Source organism: Leifsonia sp. Root112D2 (genome assembly GCF_001424905.1).
Classification (GTDB): domain Bacteria; phylum Actinomycetota; class Actinomycetes; order Actinomycetales; family Microbacteriaceae; genus Root112D2.
On the sequence record NZ_LMCU01000001.1, the window covers coordinates 2423942 to 2444970 of the forward strand.

Annotated in this window: 22 protein-coding genes; 9 read left to right on the top strand and 13 right to left on the bottom strand. The window is 66.9% G+C overall.

What is annotated here, in order from left to right:
- The first annotated feature begins 19 nt into the window (after positions 1-19).
- Both ASC63_RS11270 and nadE read left to right on the top strand, forming a co-directional pair.
- A complete protein-coding gene (locus ASC63_RS11270; RefSeq protein WP_055813216.1) occupies positions 20-874 on the top strand; it encodes a LysR substrate-binding domain-containing protein in 855 nt (284 codons plus the stop codon).
- Between the two features lie 61 nt (positions 875-935).
- On the top strand, positions 936-1757 hold the full coding sequence (gene nadE, locus ASC63_RS11275; RefSeq protein ID WP_055813218.1) for an ammonia-dependent NAD(+) synthetase: 822 nt from the start codon (positions 936-938) through the stop codon (positions 1755-1757).
- A 24-nt stretch (positions 1758-1781) separates the two neighbouring features.
- Here the strand turns inward: nadE and ASC63_RS11280 are convergent, their stop codons facing one another.
- The gene (locus tag ASC63_RS11280) at positions 1782-2489 is read right to left on the bottom strand and encodes a hypothetical protein (RefSeq protein WP_055813222.1); all 708 of its coding nucleotides are present in this window, start codon (positions 2487-2489) and stop codon (positions 1782-1784) included.
- Between the two features lie 96 nt (positions 2490-2585).
- The gene (gene mgrA / locus ASC63_RS11285) at positions 2586-3599 is read right to left on the bottom strand and encodes an L-glyceraldehyde 3-phosphate reductase (RefSeq protein ID WP_055815428.1); all 1014 of its coding nucleotides are present in this window, start codon (positions 3597-3599) and stop codon (positions 2586-2588) included.
- Between the two features lie 225 nt (positions 3600-3824).
- Here mgrA and ssb point away from each other — a divergent pair, with 225 nt between their 5' ends.
- The 4 genes from ssb (at position 3825) to ASC63_RS11305 (ending at position 7222) form a co-directional block, all read left to right on the top strand.
- Positions 3825-4358 (top strand): single-stranded DNA-binding protein, encoded by a 534-nt coding sequence (gene ssb, locus ASC63_RS11290; protein ID WP_055813225.1) that lies wholly within the window; start codon positions 3825-3827, stop codon positions 4356-4358.
- Positions 4359-4425: 67 nt separating this feature from the next.
- Positions 4426-4983, top strand: a complete 558-nt coding sequence (locus tag ASC63_RS11295; protein WP_055813228.1) for a DUF6993 domain-containing protein — start codon at positions 4426-4428, stop codon at positions 4981-4983.
- A gap of 50 nt (positions 4984-5033) precedes the next feature.
- Positions 5034-6716, top strand: a complete 1683-nt coding sequence (ettA, locus tag ASC63_RS11300; protein ID WP_055813230.1) for an energy-dependent translational throttle protein EttA — start codon at positions 5034-5036, stop codon at positions 6714-6716.
- An 8-nt stretch (positions 6717-6724) separates the two neighbouring features.
- Positions 6725-7222, top strand: a complete 498-nt coding sequence (locus tag ASC63_RS11305) for an acyl-CoA thioesterase (protein WP_055813233.1) — start codon at positions 6725-6727, stop codon at positions 7220-7222.
- A 24-nt stretch (positions 7223-7246) separates the two neighbouring features.
- Here the strand turns inward: ASC63_RS11305 and ASC63_RS11310 are convergent, their stop codons facing one another.
- Positions 7247-7738 carry a DUF2231 domain-containing protein gene (locus ASC63_RS11310; RefSeq protein WP_055813235.1) on the bottom strand — a complete coding sequence of 164 codons (492 nt, stop codon included), beginning with the start codon at positions 7736-7738 and terminating at the stop codon, positions 7247-7249.
- Between the two features lie 13 nt (positions 7739-7751).
- On the bottom strand, positions 7752-8252 hold the full coding sequence (locus ASC63_RS11315) for a Rieske (2Fe-2S) protein (protein ID WP_055813239.1): 501 nt from the start codon (positions 8250-8252) through the stop codon (positions 7752-7754).
- Between the two features lie 156 nt (positions 8253-8408).
- Between ASC63_RS11315 and ASC63_RS11320 the strand changes: the two genes are divergently transcribed.
- Both ASC63_RS11320 and ASC63_RS11325 read left to right on the top strand, forming a co-directional pair.
- Positions 8409-8933 (top strand): sigma-70 family RNA polymerase sigma factor, encoded by a 525-nt coding sequence (locus ASC63_RS11320; RefSeq protein ID WP_055813242.1) that lies wholly within the window; start codon positions 8409-8411, stop codon positions 8931-8933.
- Complete coding sequence (locus ASC63_RS11325) at positions 8930-9676, top strand: anti-sigma factor family protein (protein WP_055813246.1); 747 nt, start codon at positions 8930-8932, stop codon at positions 9674-9676. The genes ASC63_RS11320 and ASC63_RS11325 overlap by 4 nt, the downstream gene beginning before the upstream one ends.
- An 8-nt stretch (positions 9677-9684) precedes the next feature.
- Here ASC63_RS11325 and ASC63_RS11330 read toward each other — a convergent pair whose 3' ends face one another.
- Positions 9685-10557: an acyl-CoA thioesterase gene (locus tag ASC63_RS11330; protein WP_055813248.1), complete on the bottom strand. Its 873-nt coding sequence runs from the start codon at positions 10555-10557 to the stop codon at positions 9685-9687.
- 45 nt (positions 10558-10602) lie between these two features.
- On the opposite strand from ASC63_RS11330, the gene ASC63_RS11335 reads away from it, so the two are divergent.
- On the top strand, positions 10603-11280 hold the full coding sequence (locus ASC63_RS11335) for a hypothetical protein (protein WP_055813251.1): 678 nt from the start codon (positions 10603-10605) through the stop codon (positions 11278-11280).
- Positions 11281-11302: 22 nt separating this feature from the next.
- On the opposite strand, the gene ASC63_RS11340 is transcribed toward ASC63_RS11335, so the two are convergent.
- From ASC63_RS11340 to pepN, 8 genes are all read right to left on the bottom strand, one after another.
- The gene (locus tag ASC63_RS11340) at positions 11303-12958 is read right to left on the bottom strand and encodes an FAD-binding dehydrogenase (protein ID WP_055813254.1); all 1656 of its coding nucleotides are present in this window, start codon (positions 12956-12958) and stop codon (positions 11303-11305) included.
- Positions 12959-13033: 75 nt separating this feature from the next.
- The gene (locus tag ASC63_RS11345; protein ID WP_082487533.1) at positions 13034-13483 is read right to left on the bottom strand and encodes a globin; all 450 of its coding nucleotides are present in this window, start codon (positions 13481-13483) and stop codon (positions 13034-13036) included.
- Positions 13476-14582 (bottom strand): mechanosensitive ion channel family protein, encoded by a 1107-nt coding sequence (locus ASC63_RS11350; RefSeq protein ID WP_442915057.1) that lies wholly within the window; start codon positions 14580-14582, stop codon positions 13476-13478. Before ASC63_RS11350 ends, ASC63_RS11345 begins: the two co-directional genes overlap by 8 nt.
- Before the next feature lie 58 nt (positions 14583-14640).
- Complete coding sequence (locus ASC63_RS11355) at positions 14641-15312, bottom strand: response regulator (protein WP_055813257.1); 672 nt, start codon at positions 15310-15312, stop codon at positions 14641-14643.
- On the bottom strand, positions 15309-16577 hold the full coding sequence (locus ASC63_RS11360) for a sensor histidine kinase (RefSeq protein ID WP_055813260.1): 1269 nt from the start codon (positions 16575-16577) through the stop codon (positions 15309-15311). Before ASC63_RS11360 ends, ASC63_RS11355 begins: the two co-directional genes overlap by 4 nt.
- Positions 16578-16587: 10 nt before the next feature.
- Positions 16588-17460 carry an ABC transporter permease subunit gene (locus ASC63_RS11365; protein ID WP_055813262.1) on the bottom strand — a complete coding sequence of 291 codons (873 nt, stop codon included), beginning with the start codon at positions 17458-17460 and terminating at the stop codon, positions 16588-16590.
- Positions 17457-18368: an ATP-binding cassette domain-containing protein gene (locus tag ASC63_RS11370; RefSeq protein ID WP_055813265.1), complete on the bottom strand. Its 912-nt coding sequence runs from the start codon at positions 18366-18368 to the stop codon at positions 17457-17459. The genes ASC63_RS11365 and ASC63_RS11370 overlap by 4 nt, the downstream gene beginning before the upstream one ends.
- 113 nt (positions 18369-18481) lie before the next feature.
- Positions 18482-21022, bottom strand: coding sequence for an aminopeptidase N (pepN, locus tag ASC63_RS11375; protein ID WP_055813268.1), 2541 nt, complete (start codon positions 21020-21022; stop codon positions 18482-18484).
- Positions 21023-21029: the final 7 nt, after the last annotated feature.

The window sequence follows — 21029 nt, forward strand, 5'->3', positions numbered from 1 at the left end:
TTTCGAATAGGAGGCCATCGTGTTCGACCCCGTTCTGCTGCGCTCGTTCCTCGCCGTCGCCGAGACGAGAAGCTTCACCAAAGCGGCGGCGCAGTTGGGCGTGAGCCAGCCCACCGTGAGCCAGCATGTGCGCCGTCTCGAAGAAGCGGCGACGCGGATGCTCGTGGCCCGCGACACGCGGGAGGTGCGGCTCACCGACAACGGTGACGCCATGGCGGGGTTTGCGCGCACGATCCTGGCCGCGCACGCCGAGGCATCCAGTTATTTCAGCGGTTCGGCGATGAAGGGCCGACTGCGCTTCGGCACCGCCGACGACCTCGCCATCACCCAGCTTCCGCGCATCCTGCGGCACTTTCGCCAGTTGCACCCGCAGATCAACCTCGAGCTGACGGTCGACCAGAGTGGGCCGCTGCACCGCAAGCTCAAGGGTGGCCAGCTCGATCTCATCTTTATCAAGCGCAACCCCGGCGAAACCGACGGAACGGTCGTCAGTCGCGACATTCTGGTGTGGGTGGGGCAGGAGAAGACGGTCATCGACGAGGGCGCGCCCGTGCCGCTGGTGGCGTACCAGGCGCCGAGCATCAGCAGGCAGGCCGCCATCGACGCGCTCGAGGCGGCCGGGCGCACCTGGCGCATCACGTGCAACACCCGTGACGTCAACAGCACCCTTGCGGCCGTGCGTGCGGGCCTGGGCATCGCGGTCTTTCCCCAATCGCTGATTCCCGACGATCTGGTGAAGGTCACGCGGCGCTTCGCCCTGCCCGACCTCGGCGAGGTCACCTTCAGTCTGCTGTCGAATCCGGTGGCGGCAAAGGAACCGATCGAGGCACTGACCGCCGCGATCATCGGGCGCGATCTGCGGCGACCGGCCTGAGGCCGGGTGTCGAGGCGCGCTCGTTCACACCGGTGAAACACGGCGGCGGTAGGGTGCCATTATGCGTGAGTTGCAGGCACAGATCATTCGCGAGCTGAACGTCAAGCCGAGTATCGAGCCGGCTGCCGAGATCCAGACGAGGGTCGGCTTTCTCGTCGACTACGCGAGGCGCACCGGCGCGGGGGGCTTCGTTCTCGGCATCAGCGGCGGCCAGGATTCCTCACTGGCGGGCCGGCTCTGTCAGCTCGCGGTGGAGCGGATCGCTGCCGATGGCGGCTCCGCAGAATTCATCGCCGTGCGGCTGCCCTACGCGGTGCAGCACGACGAAGACGACGCCCAGCTGGCACTCTCGTTCATCCGCCCGCAGCGAGTCGTGAGCTACAACATCCAGCGCGGCGTCGACGGAATCGAGGCCGAATACGCCGATGCGATAGGTGACGATATGAGCGACTTCACGAAAGGCAACGTGAAGGCCAGGGCGCGCATGATCGCACAGTATGCGATAGCCGGTCAGCGTGGGCTTCTCGTGGTCGGCACCGATCACGCGGCCGAGGCTGTCACCGGTTTCTACACGAAGTTCGGCGACGGCGGTGCAGATCTGCTGCCGCTCTCAGGCCTCACCAAGCGACAGGGCAAGGCGCTGCTTCAGGCACTGGATGCGCCGGCCCGGCTTTACGAGAAGGCGCCCACCGCCGATCTGCTCGATGACACGCCGGGCCAGACCGACGAGGACAACCTGGGGCTGAGCTACCAGGACATCGACGACTACCTCGAGGGCGCAGACGTCGCCGACGAGGTGGCCGAGGCCATCGAGACACGCTATCTGGCGACCGAGCACAAACGTCGCACACCGACGACACCGGCCGATACCTGGTGGCGCTGAACAGCGCCCAACTCTCGTGACGGTCTAGTCGGTCGCGTCAGGACCGGTCGGGCGGAAGCCCTGGTTCACCGAGACAGGCTCGGCCGTACGTACCGGCCCGGTGGATGCCGCGGCGGCGGGCGCCGGCGAGGCGAGGGGCGTGGTCGGCCGGGCTGCGGCATCCGGTGAGTGCTGCTCGTGGTGCTGCTGGGCGACCCACGCATCCTGCTGCGCGATGAGCGTGCGCTCCGTGTCGGTGTTCTCGTAGCGCCAGCGGTCGAGGTCGTTCTGGAAGATGCGGCGCGCCCTGCCCGGCTTGTTCTGCCAGTCGATCAGGCGCTCGCGGAACTCGGCGATGGCCGGATCGAGCTGGTAGCCGAATGTCGCCGAATTGCGCTTCATCTCGGCGAACTGGTGGCCCGCCCAGTTGGCGGCGGTTCCCGCACCGCGAATTGGCAGCAGGCGCACGAGGGTGTCGGCCTGGCCGACGGCGCGATCCGAGAGCACCTGCTCCTGCGGGGTGAGGGAGTTCCAGACGGACGCCTCGGTTGCGGCATCCACGAGCGCCGCGATGGCAGACGCCTTCTGCTCGCGTTCGGTGCGTGCCAGGAGCCCCTTGATGGCACCGCGTGAGATCCACGAGGCGAGGAGGCCGGAGACGATGATCGCGATTGCCAGAACGACGGCGCTGAAGATCACCGGCTGTGCGTCGGAGGAGGTGAACCAGTCTGTGAAGTCATTGAACCACTGCATGCAGGCATATTAACCCGGCGTTCGGCGCGCGCAGCGCAGGCAGGCCGACGGGTTGCGAATCTGCACAGCTGGCGCATGCTGTGACGACGTTCCAGGTCAGTCGCGTCCGGTGCCGGTGCCGTCGACGGCGTACGTTTCGATGGCCGTGAGCTCGTCCTGGCTGAGCGGCGCAGCATCCAGTGCACCGATGTTCTGCTCCAGCTGCGCCACGCTCGATGCTCCGATCAGCGCACTGGTGATCTGCGGATGCCGCAACACCCAGGTCAGCGCCAGTTGAGCCAGCGACTGGCCCCGTGCGGCGGCTATCTCGTTGAGCGCACGGGCACGATCGAGGTATGTCTGGCTGATCTGAGACTCGGAGAGGAACCGGCTGGTTGCCGCGCGCGAATCCGTGGGCACGGTGCCGTCGAGATAGCGGTCGGTGAGCATGCCCTGCGCGAGCGGGGAGAAGACGATGCCGCCCGCACCCACCTCATCGAGAACGGGCAGCAGCCCGTTCTCGACGTGACGGTTGAACATCGAGAAGCTCGGCTGGTGAATGGTGAGAGGAATGTTGTGTTCTGCGAGAGCTGCGGCCGCGGCAAGGGTCTGTTCGGGGGAATAGTTGGAGATACCCACGTACAGCGCCTTGCCCTGATGTACCGCGCTGGCGAGGGCGCCCATTGTCTCCTCGATGGGTGTCTCGGGATCGGGGCGGTGCGAGTAGAAGATGTCGACGTAGTCGAGGCCGAGCCGGCCGAGGCTCTGGTCGAGCGAGGCGAGCAAATACTTGCGCGAGCCGAAGTCACCGTACGGGCCCGGCCACATGTCGTAGCCGGCCTTGGAGGAGACGATGATCTCGTCGCGATACGGCGTGAAATCCTCCGCGAAGATGCGACCGAAGTTCGTCTCGGCACTGCCGTACGGCGGGCCGTAGTTGTTGGCGAGGTCGAAGTGCGTCACGCCGAGGTCGAAGGCGCGGCGCAGAATCGCGCGCTGTGTGTCGATGGGGCGTTCGTGCCCGAAGTTGTGCCAGAGGCCCAGGGAGAGTGCGGGCAGCTTGAGCCCGCTCCTGCCGCTGCGGTTGTAGCTCATGTTGTCGTATCGGCTGGAGGCGGGAACGTAGCTCATGTTCCCATCGTAGAAGAGCGGGGCACGCACCGACGCCCCTTCCTCCCCAGCTACGGCGCATCCCGCATTGTGCACAGATCGGTGGATGCCCGCCCTGCTCACCGTGCCATCACGCCACACTCGTGTGACGGGGCCCGACCTACCACCACCCCAACTGGCACACACCTGGGTTCGTCGGGCCCCGTCCCCGGTCAGTCGGCCGGTCGATATGCGAGGAGGAGCATCATGACAGACAGCATCACAGCCACCGGGCTGGTGGCAACGGAACTACGCGACACCACGACGAGCGAGGGACTACGCATCGTGAGTTTTCGCCTGGCATCGAGCCAACGTCGATTCAACAAGACCGAGAACGTCTGGGAGTACGGGCCCACCAATTGGTTCACCGTCTCGACGTTCCGGCACCTGGCCGAGAACATCGCGGCCTCCATCAAGAAGGGCGACCGCGTCGTCGTGACGGGTCGGCTGCGCATTCGCACGTGGGAGAAGGACGGCAAGTCCGGCACGGTGGTGGAGATCGATGCGGATGCGATAGGTCCCGATCTCATGTGGGGTACAGCCGCTTTCACGCGCGCCGTCACCTCGAGTTCGACCAGCACAGCCTCGACGAGTGCTGACGGGGCGAATGCAGACGCGACGACGGGTGCGGAGGCGCCGGCGGCGAGTTCTGGCTTCGATCCCGATGAGGGCAACGACGCGGCCACAAACGAGGCCACCGGGTGGGCCGTGACCGAGCAACCGACGCTCACGAGCGTGTAGCCGGCGCCCGCCGTCTAGAATCGAAGCCGCGTGTCACGACGGTGGCCGCGGCTCGAAGGGACGTGACATGGGCGCTCGGCACCGCTCGCCCAGGGGCACGCGCGCAGGGCTCGCCGCGCTGACGGCGCTGGCAGTGGCATCCGTTGTCGTCGCCCTCACCGGTTGTTCTGCGGCCGCGCCTGACGCGGGTACGACGACGTCGAACGCGTCAACGGGCCCGAGCGCGACGTTCACCGAGCGCCCGAAGTCAACCACGGGCCCCGTCGCCCCCGACGCGGGGGAGACACCGGCTCCGACACTGCGGCCGAAGCTCAGCGCGGCCGAGAATCTCGCCGCCTTCAATGCGGTCAACGAGCAGGTTCTCGTGGCGCACCCCAGCCCGGGCGGCCGGGACTTCATCGACGCGCTCGTCGCCGCGGGGTTCGAGAAGAAGAACATGCAGGTGACGCCCGACAAGACGTCGATCGACCTTGCGGCCGGCTCTGTGCAGTTCTCGGTGCTCTTCAACGACAAATGCCTCATTGGCCAGTGGGGGTCTGACGGCGTGGGCTACCACAGCGAGGTGGCGAGCGTGATGTCCACCGGCAAATGCCTGATCGGCAAGACCCGCCCCATCAGCTGGTAGCAGCCGAGGGGCGGCCTCGAGGCGTGTGGCGCGCCCCGTAGACTTGAATCATGGCCGAATACATTTACTCGATGGTCCGCGCTCGCAAGGCGGTCGGTGACAAGCTCATTCTCGACGATGTGACCATGTCATTCCTGCCGGGGGCGAAGATCGGCGTCGTCGGTCCGAACGGCGCGGGAAAGTCGACCATCCTCAAGATCATGGCTGGCCTTGACACCCCGAGCAACGGTGAGGCCAAGCTCTCGCCCGGCTACACCGTGGGCATTCTCATGCAGGAGCCGGTGCTTGACGAATCGAAGACGGTGCTCGAGAACGTGCAGGAGGGCGTCGGCGAGATCAAGGGCAAGCTCGACCGCTTCAACGAGATCTCCGCCGCGATGGCTGAGCCCGACGCCGACTTCGACACCCTGCTCGCCGAGATGGGCACCCTGCAGGAGGCCATCGACGCCGCGGATGCCTGGGACCTCGACTCCCAACTGGAACAGGCGATGGATGCCCTGCGATGCCCGCCGAGCGACGCCCGCGTCGACGTGCTCTCCGGTGGTGAAAAGCGCCGCGTTGCGCTCTGCAAGCTGCTGCTGCAGAAGCCCGATCTGCTGCTGCTCGATGAGCCCACAAACCACCTCGACGCCGAGAGCGTGCTCTGGCTCGAACAGCACTTGGCGAGCTATCACGGCGCCGTGCTCGCCGTGACACACGACCGGTATTTTCTCGACCACGTTGCGGAATGGATCGCCGAGGTCGACCGCGGCCACCTCTACCCGTACGAGGGCAACTACTCCACGTACCTCGAGAAGAAGCAGGAGCGCCTGCAGGTGCAGGGCAAGCGCGACCAGAAGCTCGCGAAGCGCCTCGCCGAAGAACTCGACTGGGTACGCAGCAACGCCAAGGGCCGCCAGGCCAAGTCCAAGGCCCGTCTCGCTCGCTACGAAGAGATGGCAACCGAGGCGGAGCGCACCAGAAAGCTGGACTTCGAGGAAATCCAGATTCCCGTCGGCCCCCGACTCGGCGCCCAGGTCATCGACGCGTCCAAGCTCAAGAAGGGCTTCGGCGACCGTGTTCTGATCGACGGCCTCAGCTTCACGCTTCCGCGCAACGGCATCGTGGGCATCATCGGCCCCAACGGCGTGGGAAAGACCACCCTGTTCAAGACCATCGTGGGCCTCGAACCGCTCGACGGCGGCACGCTCAAGGTCGGCGAGACGGTAGACATCTCCTACGTCGACCAGAGCCGCGGCGGAATCGATCCCAACAAGACGCTGTGGGAGGTCGTCTCAGACGGCCAGGACTACATTCAGGTCGGCAAGACCGAGGTGCCCTCGCGCGCCTACGTGTCGACCTTCGGCTTCAAGGGGCCAGACCAGCAGAAAAAGGCCGGAGTGCTCTCCGGTGGTGAGCGCAACCGCCTCAACCTGGCGCTCACGCTCAAGCAGGGTGGCAATCTGCTGCTGCTCGACGAACCGACAAACGACCTGGACGTCGAGACCCTCTCCAGTCTCGAAAACGCCCTGCTCGAGTTTCCCGGATGCGCCGTGGTGATCACTCACGACCGGTGGTTCCTCGACCGCATCGCGACCCACATCCTCTCGTACGAGGGCACCGAGGAGAACCCGGCCAATTGGTACTGGTTCGAGGGCAACTTCGAGTCCTACGAAGAGAACAAGATCGAGCGGCTCGGCCCCGACGCGGCCAAGCCACACCGCTCCGCCTACCGCAAGCTCACGAGAGGCTAGGGCGGCGCGTGACCCGGTTGCATGTGCCCATACCCCTGCGCTGGAGCGATTTCGACGCCTATGGGCACGTCAACAACGCCGAGATGCTGCGCCTGTTCGAAGAGGCGCGCATCCACGCGTTCTGGGTGACCGACGAGGGCGATGGCAAGGCCCAGGTCGACACGCTCGGAACCCCGCTCACCACGCGCGTGCTCGATGGCCGTCCCGGCGCAGCCACCCTCACGCTGATAGCGCGGCAGGAGATCGAGTACCTGCTGCCGATTCCGTACCTGCGCCAGCCGATCGACATTCAACTCTGGTTGGGCAGGCTCGGTGGCGCCAGTCTCGAGGTCTGTTACGAGGTACATTCCCCGCTCGAGGCATCCGACGACCTGATCTTCGCTCGGGCGACGACAACGATCGTGCTGGTGGATGCCGCAACGCAGCGCCCGCGCCGCATCACGGCAACCGAGCGCGCGGCCTGGGAACCCTACCTCGAGGCGCCCGTGGCATTCAGCCGGCGCTAAGACCCGGCTGTAGCTCCCAGTCGGCTACTTCGGCGTCTCGCTGAACGAGTTCTGCCACACTGCCCGGGCGCCGGACTCGCCGATCTGCACCACGAGCACGGTTGAACCGACGGCGACCGTCAGCGACGCCAGGGCGAGCACCACGGCGACGGTCCACCGGATGCTCCGACCGGGAGCCCGCTCAGCCCCCCGGCGCCGCACCAACCAGTACCAGAGCCACTGCACGAGCGCCACGATGAAGCCCGCGACGACCCACGGGTAGAGCGTGAGCCCGATGGCGGCATGGGCGGCGATCAGCGGAGTGGTGTGCACGCGCTCCTGCAACCATTGGCCGGCATCCGTCACGATGGGAATGAGGATGAGCACCACGAGTGCCAGCAGCGGCGTCACGATGCCGAGCCGTCGTCGCGCGGCGGGCCACACCGCCGATGCGAGTGTGCACAGCGCCGAGAGCGGCACGAGCACTACGGCGACGTGTACGAGCAGAATGTGCAGCGGCAGGCCGTTGAATTCCATGGATGCTTCGCTCTCAGGAGACGCTGACGTCGTCGCCGGTGACAGTGACGGTCAGCTTGTGCAGCGGGCTCGGCGCCGGCCCGCCCAGCACTTTACCGGTGGCGGCAGCGAAGCGCGATCCGTGACAGGGGCAGTCGAATTCTTTGCCAGCCGGTGCGACAGTGCAACCCTGATGCGTGCAGATGGCGCTGAAGGCGATGACCTTTCCGGCAGTCGGCTGCGCGAGCAGGATGGGCGCGCCGTTCAGGGTTGCCTTGGCCGTGCCACCGACGGGAATGTCGGAGAGCTTCGCCACGGCCGTTCCGCCGGAAGCGCCCGTGCCTGTGCTCGAGCCGCTGCTTGAGCCCGTACTCGGGCTCGCCGCGTCGCCTGAGCTCGCCTGCTGATCCGATCCGGCCGGCGTCTCCGCTCCACCCGGGGTACACGCGGCCAGAACCAGAGCGCCGGCTCCGATCGCGGAAGCCCCTCCGGCGGCGATGAGCGAGCGACGGGTGATGGATGGCGATTCGGTCATGATTCTCCCTGGCGTGCGCGGTCATGTCGACGGTACGGGTACGTTGACTCTGTCACCTGTATGCACGATGACGATGGGCATCCGGTTCAGATTCGCTGAGATCTTGACAGATTGAACTATTTGTCCGGCGCTACCGTGTCACTGTTGGAGGCTGTGATGGCGAACGACGCGACGCAGTTGCTGCGCGAGCTGCACGACCAGCACGCGCCCGCGCTGCGGCGATATGTTGTGCACCTCACTGGCGACCACGCGCTGGCCGACGACGTCGTGCAGGAGACGCTGCTGCGTGCGTGGCGCAGGCCCCGCGTGCTCGACCAGAGTGAGACATCCGCCCGTGCGTGGCTGTTCACCGTGGCTCGCAATCTGGTCATCGACGAGAAGCGCAGTGCTCGTGCGCGGCACGAGCTCTCCACCGATGAACCGCCCGAGGGCGACAGTGCCGACGACAACAGTGGCGACGATGCCGAGGCGCTGCTCGATGCCTGGCTGGTGGCGGATGCCCTCGGCGACCTTTCGCACGACCATCGCGCCGTCATCGTGCACGCGTACTACGGCGGACGATCTGTTGCGGAGGTGGCCCACGAACTCGATATTCCCGAGGGCACCGTCAAGTCGCGGCTGCACTACGGTATGAGGGCTCTGCGGCTCGCGCTTCAGGAACGAGGGGTGACGGGGCGATGACGCTGCGCAACGATCCCTTCGCCGAGTGGGATGCCGCCTACGTTCTGGGCGCGCTCTCGCCCTCCGAGCGGCGCGAGTTCGAGGATCACCTCGCGGGGTGCGCCGAATGCACTTCCGCGGTCGGTGAACTCACCGCCATGCCGGGACTGCTGGCGCGCGTGCCGGCCGACGATGCGCGGCAGCTGCTACTGCACCCGCAGTCGACGCAGCAGCACCTGCAGGCCTCCTCGTCCCCCGCAGATTCGCTGCCTCGACTTCTCGCGGCCGCTCGTCGCAGCCGGATGCGACGGCGCGCGTTCACCGTGACGGCCACCGTCGCCGTGGCCGCTTGCGCCGCGGCTGCGGCGCTGATCGTTCCTGGGCTCGTCACCGGAGCCGTCGATGGCGCCTCCTCGGCCGTCATAGCGATGAGCCGGGTGAACCCGTCAACGCTGAGCGCGGACATCCGTCTCGTCTCCGAACCGTGGGGCACCCGCATCGAGTCGAACTGCCACTACGGCGAAAAGCCCCCACCCAGCCCGCCGCCGGGCGGCAGTAACTACCCGACCGCCGGTATCGCCTACGCCATGTACGTCACCGATCGCTCGGGCGCCGAGACACAGGTGTCGAGTTGGCTGGCGCGGCCGGGTGGAACGGTGACGCCCACGGCCACCACGAGCCTGTCCCGAGCCGAGATCGAGTCCGTCGACATCCGTGCCGTATCGACGGGCGAGGTGATGCTGCGCAGCAGCTTCGGGCAGTAAGACCCCGGCTAGTGCCCCGACGGCACCCGCACCATGCCCTCCTGCGCCACACTGGCCACGAGAACGCCGTCGCGAGTGTAGATGCGGCCGAGCGCGAGTCCGCGCCCGTGGGTCGCGCTGGGGGACTCCTGGGTGTAGAGCAGCCACTGGTCGACCCGGCTGAAGCGGTGCCACCACATGGCGTGGTCCAGGCTTGCGGCCTTCAGGCCGGGCGTCACCCAGGCGATGCCGTGGCGGCGAAAGATCGATTCGAGCAGAGAGTAATCGCTGGCGTATGCCAGAGCCGCCCTGTGCAGGTTCTCGTCGTCGGGCAGGGTGCCTATCGCCTTGATCCACACCGCCTGGTGCGCGACATGGGCGCCGTTGACCCGCAGATAGATGGGGTCCCCGACATGTCGAATGTCGAACGGCCGGTCGTTGGCCCAGAATTCGGCGGCCGGATGCTCGACCCCGTTGAGCGCTTCGGCGGCGCTCGGCAGCGTCTCGGGGTGGGGGATATCAGACGGCATCTCGAGCTGGTGGTCGAGACCGTCGTCCTCATCCTGGAAGGAGGCGATCATCGAGAGGATGGGCAGGCCGCTCTGATACGCCTGCACACGCCGCGTGGAGAACGAGCGCCCGTCATGAATGCGATCCACCGAGAAGGTGATGGTCTGCTCGATGTCGCCGGGGCGCAGAAAATAGCCGTGCATGGAGTGTACGACCCGCTCATCGGGTGTCGTGCGCATGGCCGCGACGAGAGACTGCGCCAGAACCTGCCCGCCGAAGACCCGGCGTTGCGGGTTCCATTGCGACGGCCCCGTGAAGATGTCCTCGTTCGTGCGTGCCCCGGTGTCGGTCAGATCGAGGGCGGTCAGCAGCGATTCGAGGGGCTCGTGCATGATGTCTCCTTCGTGGGGCGCGTCACTTGGTAGTTTAGACAGCAGATGAGTCAGACATTCTCCCTCGTGGACCCCCTCGCCGTCGCCGATCTTCAGGCCTACGTCTCGCGGGCGGGTCGCGTCGAGGACGGTTCCGTGCGTCTCATCGCCGGCTCGGGCGTGCTCGCCGTATATTCGGCGATTCTCTACCCCCGTGGCCTGCTTGACCAGACCCCGACGGTTCTCGGCCTGCGCACCTTCGCAACCGACAAGGACGCCGTCTTCGATGCGGTGGTTCCCACCCGCTCGCTGCTCGACCGGCTGGCCCGTCTCGAGGGCACGCTCGGCGACGCTGACGGGCCCATCGGCATCCGCATGCCGCTGGAGGTCAGCACCGTCACCTGGGCGGGCATCTCGCCCCCGCGCGGTGGCTGGCGGCACGTGGGCGATACCTCCTTCGAGACGCTGGATGCCGCGGCTCGCGACGGCATCGAGACGATAGCCACCGAGATTCCCACCGGCACCGGCGAGCAGCTCGTGCAGCGGGTGCGTTCCGAGGTGTGGGGCCGTCCGCTCGACGACCTCGAATACGTGCCAGCCGGAGCAGCCTTCGCGGCGTTCAGCCTGGGCTTTCTGCACCCGGATGAGGCCGTCACCATCTATGAGACGGGTCCGTGGACGCGTCTGACCTCCCGCGGCGGCCACGTGCTCGTGCGCCGCCAGTCCTGGACCCTCAAGCGGTAGCAGTTCGGCTCGCGCGTGGCGGTCAGAGCGCCGCGACCGCGCGACCGGCGATGCGGCCCGAGAACAGGCATCCGCCCAGGAAGGTGCCCTCGAGCGAGCGGTAGCCATGCACACCGCCCCCGCCGAAGCCGCTGGCCTCACCCGCGGCGTACAGCCCGGAGATCGGCCGCCCGTCTGCCGTCAGTGCGCGCGCCGACAGGTCGGTCTCGATGCCGCCGAGCGACTTGCGGGTGAGAATGTGCAGCTTCACGGCGATGAGCGGACCGGCCTTCTCATCGAGCAGCTTGTGCGGGCTCGCCACGCGGATGAGCTTGTCACCCCGGTAGTTTCGGGCGCCGCGCAGGGCCGTGATCTGGGCATCCTTCGAGAAGTCGTTGTCCAGCTCACGGTCGCGTTCGCGGATGTGCTGCTCAACGAGCACGGTATCCAGCTCGTCGCCGGCCAGCCTCTGCATCCCCGCGAGCAGCTCGGGCAGCGTGTCGGCGACCACAAAGTCGGCACCCTTCTCTTTGAATGCCTCCACGGGAGCCGGGGCGCCGGGCAGAACCCGCCTGGCCAGCAGCTTGTAGTCCTTGTTGGTCAGATCGGGGTTCTGTTCGCTGCCCGAGAGGGCGAATTCCTTCTCGATGATCTTCTGCGTCAGAACGAACCAGCTGTGATCGTGGCCGGTTCTCCTCAGGTGTTCGAGCGTGCCGAGGGTGTCGAATCCGGGAAACAAGGGGATGGGCAGGCGCTTGCCCGTCGCATCCAGCCACAGCGAAGACGGCCCAGGCAGAATGCGGATGCCGTGCCGCTGCCACACGGGGCTCCAGTTCTCGATGCCCTCCACGTAGTGCCACATGCGGTCGCCGTTGATCAGGCGTGCCCCCGCGCGCTCGGCAATGCCGAGCATCAGTCCGTCCACGTGCGCAGGCACGCCCGACAACATGTGTGCCGGGGGAGTGCCGAGTCGCTCGGGCCACTGCGCGCGAACCAGCTCATGGTTGCCGCCGATGCCACCGCTGGTCACCACGACGGCCGGCGCCCGCAGCTCGAAGTCACCGGCGATGTCGCGGTTGCTCGCCTCGCCGCGCAGCGCGGCATCCGGTGCGAGCACCTCGCCGCGTGCGCCCACGACGGCCCCGCTTTCGACGATCAGTTCCGTGACGCGGCGGCGGTGCAGGATGCGAGCGGTGCCGTCATCCACCCCCTGACGCACCCGGCGCAGGAACGGCTCGAGCACGCCGGGGCCCGTGCCCCAGGTGATGTGGAAGCGGGGAACGGAGTTGCCGTGCCCGCCAGCGGTGTATCCGCCGCGCTCGGCCCAACCAACGACGGGAAAGAAACGCACACCCTTTCCTCGCAGCCAGGCGCGCTTTTCGCCCGCGGCGAAGTCGAGGTACGCCTCGGCCCACGCTCGCGGCCAGGTATCTTCCTCGCGGTCGAAGCCCGCGGTACCGAACCAGTCCTGCCGTGCGAGCTCGGCCGAATCGCGGATGCCCATGCGCCGCTGTTCGGGGGAGCCCACGAGAAAAAGTCCGCCGAAGGACCACCAGGCCTGCCCGCCGAGAGAGGCCGCAGGCTCCTGCTCGAGAATCGTGACGGTCTTGCCCGCATCCAGCACTTCGGCTGCAGCTACCAGCCCGGCAAGCCCGGCGCCCACGATAATGGCGTCGTCGCGCCGCACGTTCTCCGTCATCCGTCCAACTCCTTTGTCGCGGGTGATGTCTTTCCATGCTATTCGGCGAGACGTCCCACCCCCGACGGAGTGCGACTATTCGTCGAAAGTGTTCACCATGGCGTGTGCGGCACGGTCGAGATACGCCCAGAGCGTGGCGTCCTGCAGCGGCGGCAGCGTCAGCGTGTCAATCGCGACGCGCATGTGGTGCAGCCAGCGGTCGCGGGCATCCGGATTCACCGTGAACGGCACGTGACGCATGCGCAGCCGCGGATGCCCGCGCTGCTCGCTGTAGGTGCCTGGCCCGCCCCAGTATTGCTCGAGGAACATGCGCAGCCGCTCGGCGGCAGGGCCGAGATCTTCCTCCGGGTACATGGGCTTCAGCACGGGGTCGTCGGCCACGCCGCGGTAGAACTCGTCGACCAGACGCTGGAATGTCTCGTGACCGCCCACCTGCTCGTAGAACGTCTCGCCGAGTTGGGCACCACCGGAGCTGCCACGCAGGATGATCGGACTCGGCGCTGCGGGCGGCTCGTTGTCACTCATGCGGATTCTCCGGTTTCGTCTGGTGTGCGGGCGTCTGATGAACCGTCGAGATCGATCGTGGATCGACGGCGCCGGCGCGCGCGTTGCGGGCCGCCCTGCCTTTGAGCTTCTTCACGGGCGGCACCACGGTCACCGGCTTGGTGCGTGGCGGCCGGGCTCCGGTGACGCTGGTCGCGCCGTCGAATCCGGTGAGCACGACGGTGTTCAGCGCCGGCAGCTTCACATCGAGCGCGTCAACGGCCTTCTTCAGCCGTACCCGCAGCTCGCGCGCAACATCGTCTTTCGCATTCGTGCGGGTCTTGAGAACGATGCGAATGACGAGGGCGTCCTCCGAGATCGATTCCATTCCCCACAACTCGGCCTTGTCGAGTATGCGCGAGCGCCATTTGGGTGTGGCAACGAGCTCGTTCGCTGCCTCAAGCATCGCGTGCTGCACGGCGTCGACATCCGCGTCGTAGGGAATCGCGAGATCAATGATCACGCGGGCCCAGCCCTGCGACATATTGCCGACGCGCAGAATCTCGCCGTTGCGCACGAACCACAGCGTTCCATTCACGTCGCGCACCTGGGTGATGCGGATGCCCACCGCCTCGACAACACCCGTCGCCGGCCCGACGTCGACGACATCGCCGACGCCGAGTTGATCCTCGACAACCATGAACAGCCCGTTGAGCACGTCCTTGACGATGTTCTGGGCGCCGAAACCGAGGCCGGCGCCGAGGGCCGCGGTGAGCAGGGCGAACGAGCCGATGATGGTCTTGTCGATGGTGTTCACGATCAAGAGGATCGCGACTATCACCACTATGACGTTGATGATATTGCTCAGCACCGAACCCAGGGTGCGCGTGCGCTGAACGACTCGAACCGCAGCGAGCGGGGAGACCATGAGCGCCTGCGTGTCGTCGACGTTCTGCTTGCTTTTCACCCCGTTGACGATGCGGTCGACGACGTGTCGAATGACAACGCGCAGAATCCAACTGGCCAGGAACGCCACGATGATGATGATTGCAATGGTGATGAGCCGCCAGCCCCAGCCCCCGGCCGAGAAAGGTGCGCCGATGGCATTCCAGAAATCGGTCATCACGTTGGTCGCTTTCATAGGCATGCCAGTCTATCGGCGTGCCTCTGCGTGACCGCTGGGCGCGCCCTCTGCATCATCATCGCCGCACGAGCCCGTTCTCGTACGCGAAGATCACGGCCTGCACCCGATCACGCAGCCCGAGCTTCTGCAGCACCCGTCCCACGTGGGTCTTTACCGTTGATTCCGTCAGGAACAGGCGCGTGGCCAGCTCGGCATTGGTGAGGCCCTCTCCGATGGCAAGCAGCACCTCGCGCTCACGCGGGGTCAGCGCCGCCGCGGCATCCGGTGAGGCATCCGTGCCGGGCGCCGGTTCGGTCGGGAGTTGCGTCGAAAACAGTTCGAGCATCTTGCGGGTGACCCGGCCGGAAATGACTGCGTCTCCGCTGACGACCGAGCGGATCGCCCCCAGCAGTTCCGCGGGCCGGGCGTCCTTGAGCAGAAAACCGCTCGCGCCGGCGCGCAGGCCCCCGAAGGCGTATTCGTCGAGGTCGAAGGTGGTGAGAATGATGACGCGGCTCTCCGGTCTGGCCGCGATGATGCGTCGCGTGGCCTCGATGCCGTCGAGGCGGGGCATGCGCACATCCATGAGCACGACATCCGGCTGCTCGCTGGCTGCCAGCCGAACCGCTTCCTCGCCGTCGGATGCCTCGCCGACGACCTGCAGATCGGGCTCGGCATCGAGCACCATGCGAAAGCCCATGCGCACGAGTGCCTGGTCGTCCACCAGAAGAATGCGGATCGCGGTCATGCGTCGTTGCCCTCCCCGGCATCGAATTCGGCGCGAACCCGCCAGCCGCCGCCGTCGCGCGGACCGGAGGTCACGGTTCCACCATAGAGCGCGACGCGCTCCGCGATGCCGACCAGCCCACGGGCCGCGCCCTGGCCCGGCACGAAGGTGCCGCTGCCGTTATCCGAGACGGTGATGGCGACGGTCCGCGCGGCGTAGCGGATGTCGACGGCGACGGTCGTCGCATCCGGCGCGTACCGCAGGGCGTTCGTCAGCGATTCCTGCACGGTGCGGAAGACCGTGAGCTGGCGCCCCGGATCGTTCGGCGCGATACCGGTGACGGAAGATCGTACCGGCAGGCCGGCGGTGCGGAATGTCTCGATGAGCGCCGCAAGGCTGTCAGTTCCCGGCTGAGGGGCGAGTGCGTCGCCCGACGCGGATTCCTGCTCGGTGAGCACGCCCAGCATGCGCCGCATCTCGGTCAGGGCCTGGCGGCCGGTTTCGGCGACCTGGCGCATCGCCGCCTCCGAGCGTTCGGGCGCCGTGCCGGTCAGGGCCGCGGAACCATCGGCGAGTGTCACCATCACGGTGAGGCTGTGCGAGACGATGTCGTGCATCTCCCGGGCGATGCGCGCGCGCTCGGCCGCGGTGGCGAGTTGCGCCTGCTGGTCGCGTTCCCGGGCGAGCTGTGCGGCACGATCGAGCAAGGCCTCAAGGTAACGCTTGCGGTTGCCGATATTCACGCCGATGAGCACCGCCAGCAGCATCAGTACCGCCCACGTCGCAACAGGCGCGCTGCCGATACCGAAGTCGGTGGGTCGTGGCAGCGGCAGGAGTGAGCCGATGCTCAGTGCGGCGACCGCACAGGCGAGGCCGATCCACGCCGCGCGATTCGAGCGATAGACCGCCACGGCGTAGAGCAGGAAGCAGATTCCGAAGGCAAGAAGGCTGCCCTGCCAGGGGAAGGCGATGGTCGCGCAGAAGATCGACACTCCCAGGGCGGTCAGTGGTATTCGTCGCCGCAGCAGCACTGCCGCCACCGACACCGTGGCGAAGACGATGCCGAGAACGTCGAGCACGGCGGCGCCGGCATCTGAAGAGGGGCGTGCCGCGAGCACGATCGTGCCCACGAGAACGGGGATCGCGTAGAACGCGGTGATGAGCGAATCGGTGACCCACGGATGCCGGGCCCAGAACCGGCGGATGACGCCGGGCGGCCGGGGCAGACGCAAATCTCCCTCGGCCGCAGAAGCCGTGCGGCCGAGGGAGATCGCGGATTGCGCCATGCTCAGGACTTTACGCGTCCCGCCGCTTCAGCAGCACGGACGCGGTCGTCAGCAGCACGACGATCCAGGCCAGCAGCACAAGCAGACCCTGCACGCCGTCGAGAACGACGAGCCCGGCCGGCGGCTGGGCAGCGGCCTGCGCCGCTGCGCTGTGCCCGAGTTCGAACATCTTTCCGCCGGCGCTGGAGGGCAGGAACGCCATGACGTTCTGGATCCACTGCGCATTCGTGAGCGACGCGAAAATCTGCAGCACCAGCGGAACGACCAGCAAGAGACCAAGGGCCGTGGCGATACCTCCGGCGCTGCTGCGCAGGATCGCGCCGAAGGCGAGCGCCATCACGGCGATCAGGGCAAGGTAGCCCGCGCCGCCAAGCAGAGCCCACAGCACCCCGGGGTCGCCCAGGTGCGGCTCGATGCCTTTGCCCGAGAGGATCGGGATCGTCACAAGCGCGGTAATCGCGATGGAGACGAGCGCGACCACGAATGTCGTCAGGGCAAGCACGAGCGCCTTCGCGAACAGGGCGGGCAGCCGCGCGGGCACCGCCGCGAATGTCGAGCGGATCATGCCCGTCGAGTACTCGCCACTGATGATGAGCACGCCGAGCACGGCGGCAACCAGCTGTGTGAAGTTCACGCCGAGCGTCGCGACGTTGACCGCCAGGCCCTTTTGCGACTCCTCGTCCACGGTGCCGCCGGTATTGACCGTGAAGGCGAGCAAGATGCCGAAGCCGATGGTGAGCAGCGCGATGATGCCGAAGCACCACACGGTGGAGCGCAGCGTGCGCAGTTTGATCCATTCGCTTCGCATGACCCGGCCGAAGGTCACGCCGGTGGTGGCCGGCGTGCTGGGCACGTGGGTTGCGGGAGCTGTTGCCGTGGTCATCGGGAAACCTCCGAGTGGTATTCGACGTCGTCCTGGGTGAGTTCGAGATAGGCATCCTCGAGCGAGGCGCCGACGGGGGTCAGTTCGTGCAGCACGATTCCGGCCTGGGCGGCCGCCTCGCCGATCTGAGCGGATGCCAGCCCCACGACCTGAAGCTGGTCGCTGTCTGTGCTGGTCACCGTGACATCCGCGCCGGCGATTCGGCGGGCGAGATCGTCGGCCTGCGGGGTACGCACGCGCACGGAGGTGCCCTTCGCCGCCGCGAGAATCTCGCTGACCGGGGCATCCGCGATGATGCGGCCGCGCCCGAGCACGATGATGTGGTCGGCGGTCTGGGCCATCTCGCTCATGAGATGCGAGGAGAGAAAGACGGTGCGACCCTGCGAGGCAAGATACTTGGTGAGCTGGCGCACCCACATCACGCCCTCGGGGTCGAGGCCGTTGACGGGCTCGTCGAGGATGAGTGTCTGCGGATCGCCGAGCAGGGCAGCGGCGATGCCGAGGCGCTGGCCCATGCCGAGCGAGAAGCCGCCGACCCGCTTGCTCGCAACGGTCTCGAGACCGGTCATGGCGATGACCTCGTGCACGCGTGCCCGGCCGATGCCGTGGGTGGCGGCCATCGCCAGCAGGTGGTTGAAGGCGGTTCGTCCGGTGTGGATGGCCTTGGCGTCCAGCAGCGCGCCGACTTCGTGCAGCGGGGCACGGTGTTCGGCGTACCGTTTTCCGTTCACCGTGACGCTGCCCTCGCTCGGGCGATCCAGCCCCACGACGGTGCGCATCGTCGTGGACTTGCCGGCGCCGTTCGGGCCGAGAAAGCCGGTGACGAGTCCGGGTCGTACGGTTGCGGTGATGTTGTCGACGGCGGTCTTGGCGCCGTAGCGCTTGGTGAGCCCTTGTATCTCGATCATGTATTCCAGAATAGGAATAGATGCGCAACGACGGAGTCCCCCGCGCGGCGGGTTTAACGCGGCAGGGCCGTGGTACCGAGGTACCACGGCCCCTCCGATGGGGTCGTCAGCGGCTATTCGTCGCGAGCCTGGGCGCGCAGGGCGCGCTCGACGCCGGCGAGGTTCTCCACCACGAGGCGCCGCAGCGCCACGGGCTCTGGGTTCGCGTCGAGCCAGGCTCGGGTGGCCTCGACGAGGGCGCTGTTGGCCAGCGCCGCCGGGTAGAAGCCGTCGACGAGGTACTCGGCGATCTTGTAGGAGCGTGACTCCCAGACGCCCTGCAGCGCCTCGAAGTAGCGCGGCACGAAAGACTCGAAAACGCTCGTGTCCGCTGCCCGCTGAAAGCCGATGCCCGTGTAGCGCACCATGGTGTTCGCGGCCGTGTCCGCGTCGAAGACCGATGCCCACGCGGCGCTCTTGCCCTCGACCGTCGGCAACGCGGCAGCCGCCTGTGCGGCGAACTGGCCGCCGTTGGCGGTGTTGTCCGCGGCGCGGGCAGCCTCGATCTGAGCCGTGCCGGCCTTGCCGCCGGCTACGAGGGCGATCAGCAGCTCCCAGGCCAGGTCGGTGTCGATCTCCAGGCCGTCGAGTGTCGTGGAGCCGTCGCGCAGGGCGGCGATCGCACGCAGGTGTTCCTCGGTCGATGCGAGCGCGGCGAAGAACTTCACGAACTGGAACTGCGCATCGCTGCCCGCCTCGGCCTGCTGTGCGAGCTGCCACAGGGCGGATGCCGCCTCCTCGGCTGTCTGCTTCTGTCGCGCCGGTGCCACGTATGCCGTCGCCGCCAGCACGAGCTGGTTGAGCGTGGTGCGAATCGTGGTCGACTCGGTCTCGGTCGCGATGTTGTTGAGAACGAGGCGCACGTAGTCGCCGGCCGGCGTCTCGGCGTCACGCGTGGCATCCCACACGGAACCCCACACGAGCGAGCGGGCGAGCGGGCTCTCGATCTTCGCCAGGTGCTCGATGGCGACCTTCAGCGACGCAGCGTCGAGGCGGATCTTGGCGTAGGCCAGATCGTCATCGTTGATGAGCACGAGGTCGGGGCGGCCGAGGCCGACCAGCTCAGCGATATCCGTGCGCTCGCCGTCGACATCGAGTTCGATCCGGTGATCGCGCAGGAGCTTTCCCTCGCGCACGTTGTAGAACCCGATCGCGAGGCGATGTGGGCGAATGGTGGGGTAGTCGGCGGGAGCGCTCTGCAGGACCGCAAACGCGGTGATTGTGCCGTCGGCATCCGTCTGGATCTCGGGGCGCAGCGTGTTCACGCCCGCGGTCTCCAGCCACAGTTTCGACCAGCCGCTCAGGTCACGGCCGCTCGTGGCCTCAAGTTCGACGAGCAGGTCGCGCAGCTCGGTGTTGCCGTAGGCGTGCTTCGTGAAGTACTGCGAGACGCCGGCGAGAAACTCGTCCTGGCCCACCCAGGCTCCGAGCTGCTTGAGCACCGATCCACCCTTGGCGTAGGTGATGCCGTCGAAGTTGACCTGTACATCCTCGAGGTCGTTGATCGTGGCGACGATGGGGTGGGTCGAGGGCAGCTGGTCCTGGCGGTACGCCCAGCTTTTCTCCATGGCGGCGAAGGTGGTCCACGCTTCGGTCCACTCGGTGGCTTCGGCGGTGGCGAGCGTCGAGGCGTACTCAGCGAACGACTCGTTCAGCCACAGGTCGTTCCACCACTTCATGGTGACGAGATCGCCGAACCACATGTGCGCCAGCTCGTGCAGAATCGTCACGACGCGACGCTCCTTGATGGCATCCGTCACCTTGGAGCGGAAAACGTAGGTCTCCGTGAACGTGATTGCGCCCGCGTTCTCCATCGCGCCCGCGTTGAACTCGGGAACGAAGAGCTGGTCGTACTTCTCGAACGGGTAGGCGTAGTCGAATTTCTCCTCGTAATAGGCGAAGCCCTGGCGGGTCTTCTCGAAGATGTAGTCGGCATCGAGAAACTCGGCGAGGCTCTTGCGTGCGTACACGCCGAGCGGAATGGTGCGTCCGTCGCGGCTGGTCAGCTCGCTGTGCACGGACTCGTACGGCCCTGCGATGAGCGCGGTGATGTAGGAGGAGATACGCGGGGTGGGCGGGAATACCCAGGTCTTCGAGCCTTCGCCGGCATCCGTCGGCTGCGGCGTCGGCGAGTTGCTGACGAGCCGCCAGTGTGCGGGCGCGGTCACCGTGAAAGTGAAGACGGCCTTGAGGTCGGGCTGCTCGAAGACGGCGTACATGCGCCGCGAGTCGGGGACCTCGAACTGGCTGTACAGGTACACCTCGCCGTCGACGGGGTCGACGAAGCGGTGCAAGCCCTCGCCCGAGTTCGTGTAGAGCGCATCCGCCACCACTGTCAGCTCATTCTCGTCCTTGAGATTGCTGAGCTGGATGCGCACGCCATCGCTGACCACGGCAGGATCGAGCGTCTCGCCGTTCAGCGTTACCGAGTGCACGGTGTGCGTGATGGCGTCGATGAAGGTGGATGCGCCCGCCTTCGCACCGAAGCGAACGGTCGTCTCGCTGCGGAACGTTTCCGCCCCCTGGGTGAGGTCGAGCGTGACGTCATAGCTCTCGGTGCTGATGAGCGCTGCGCGCTCCTGGGCTTCGACGCGGGTGAGGTTTTCTCCGGGCAACGGTGCA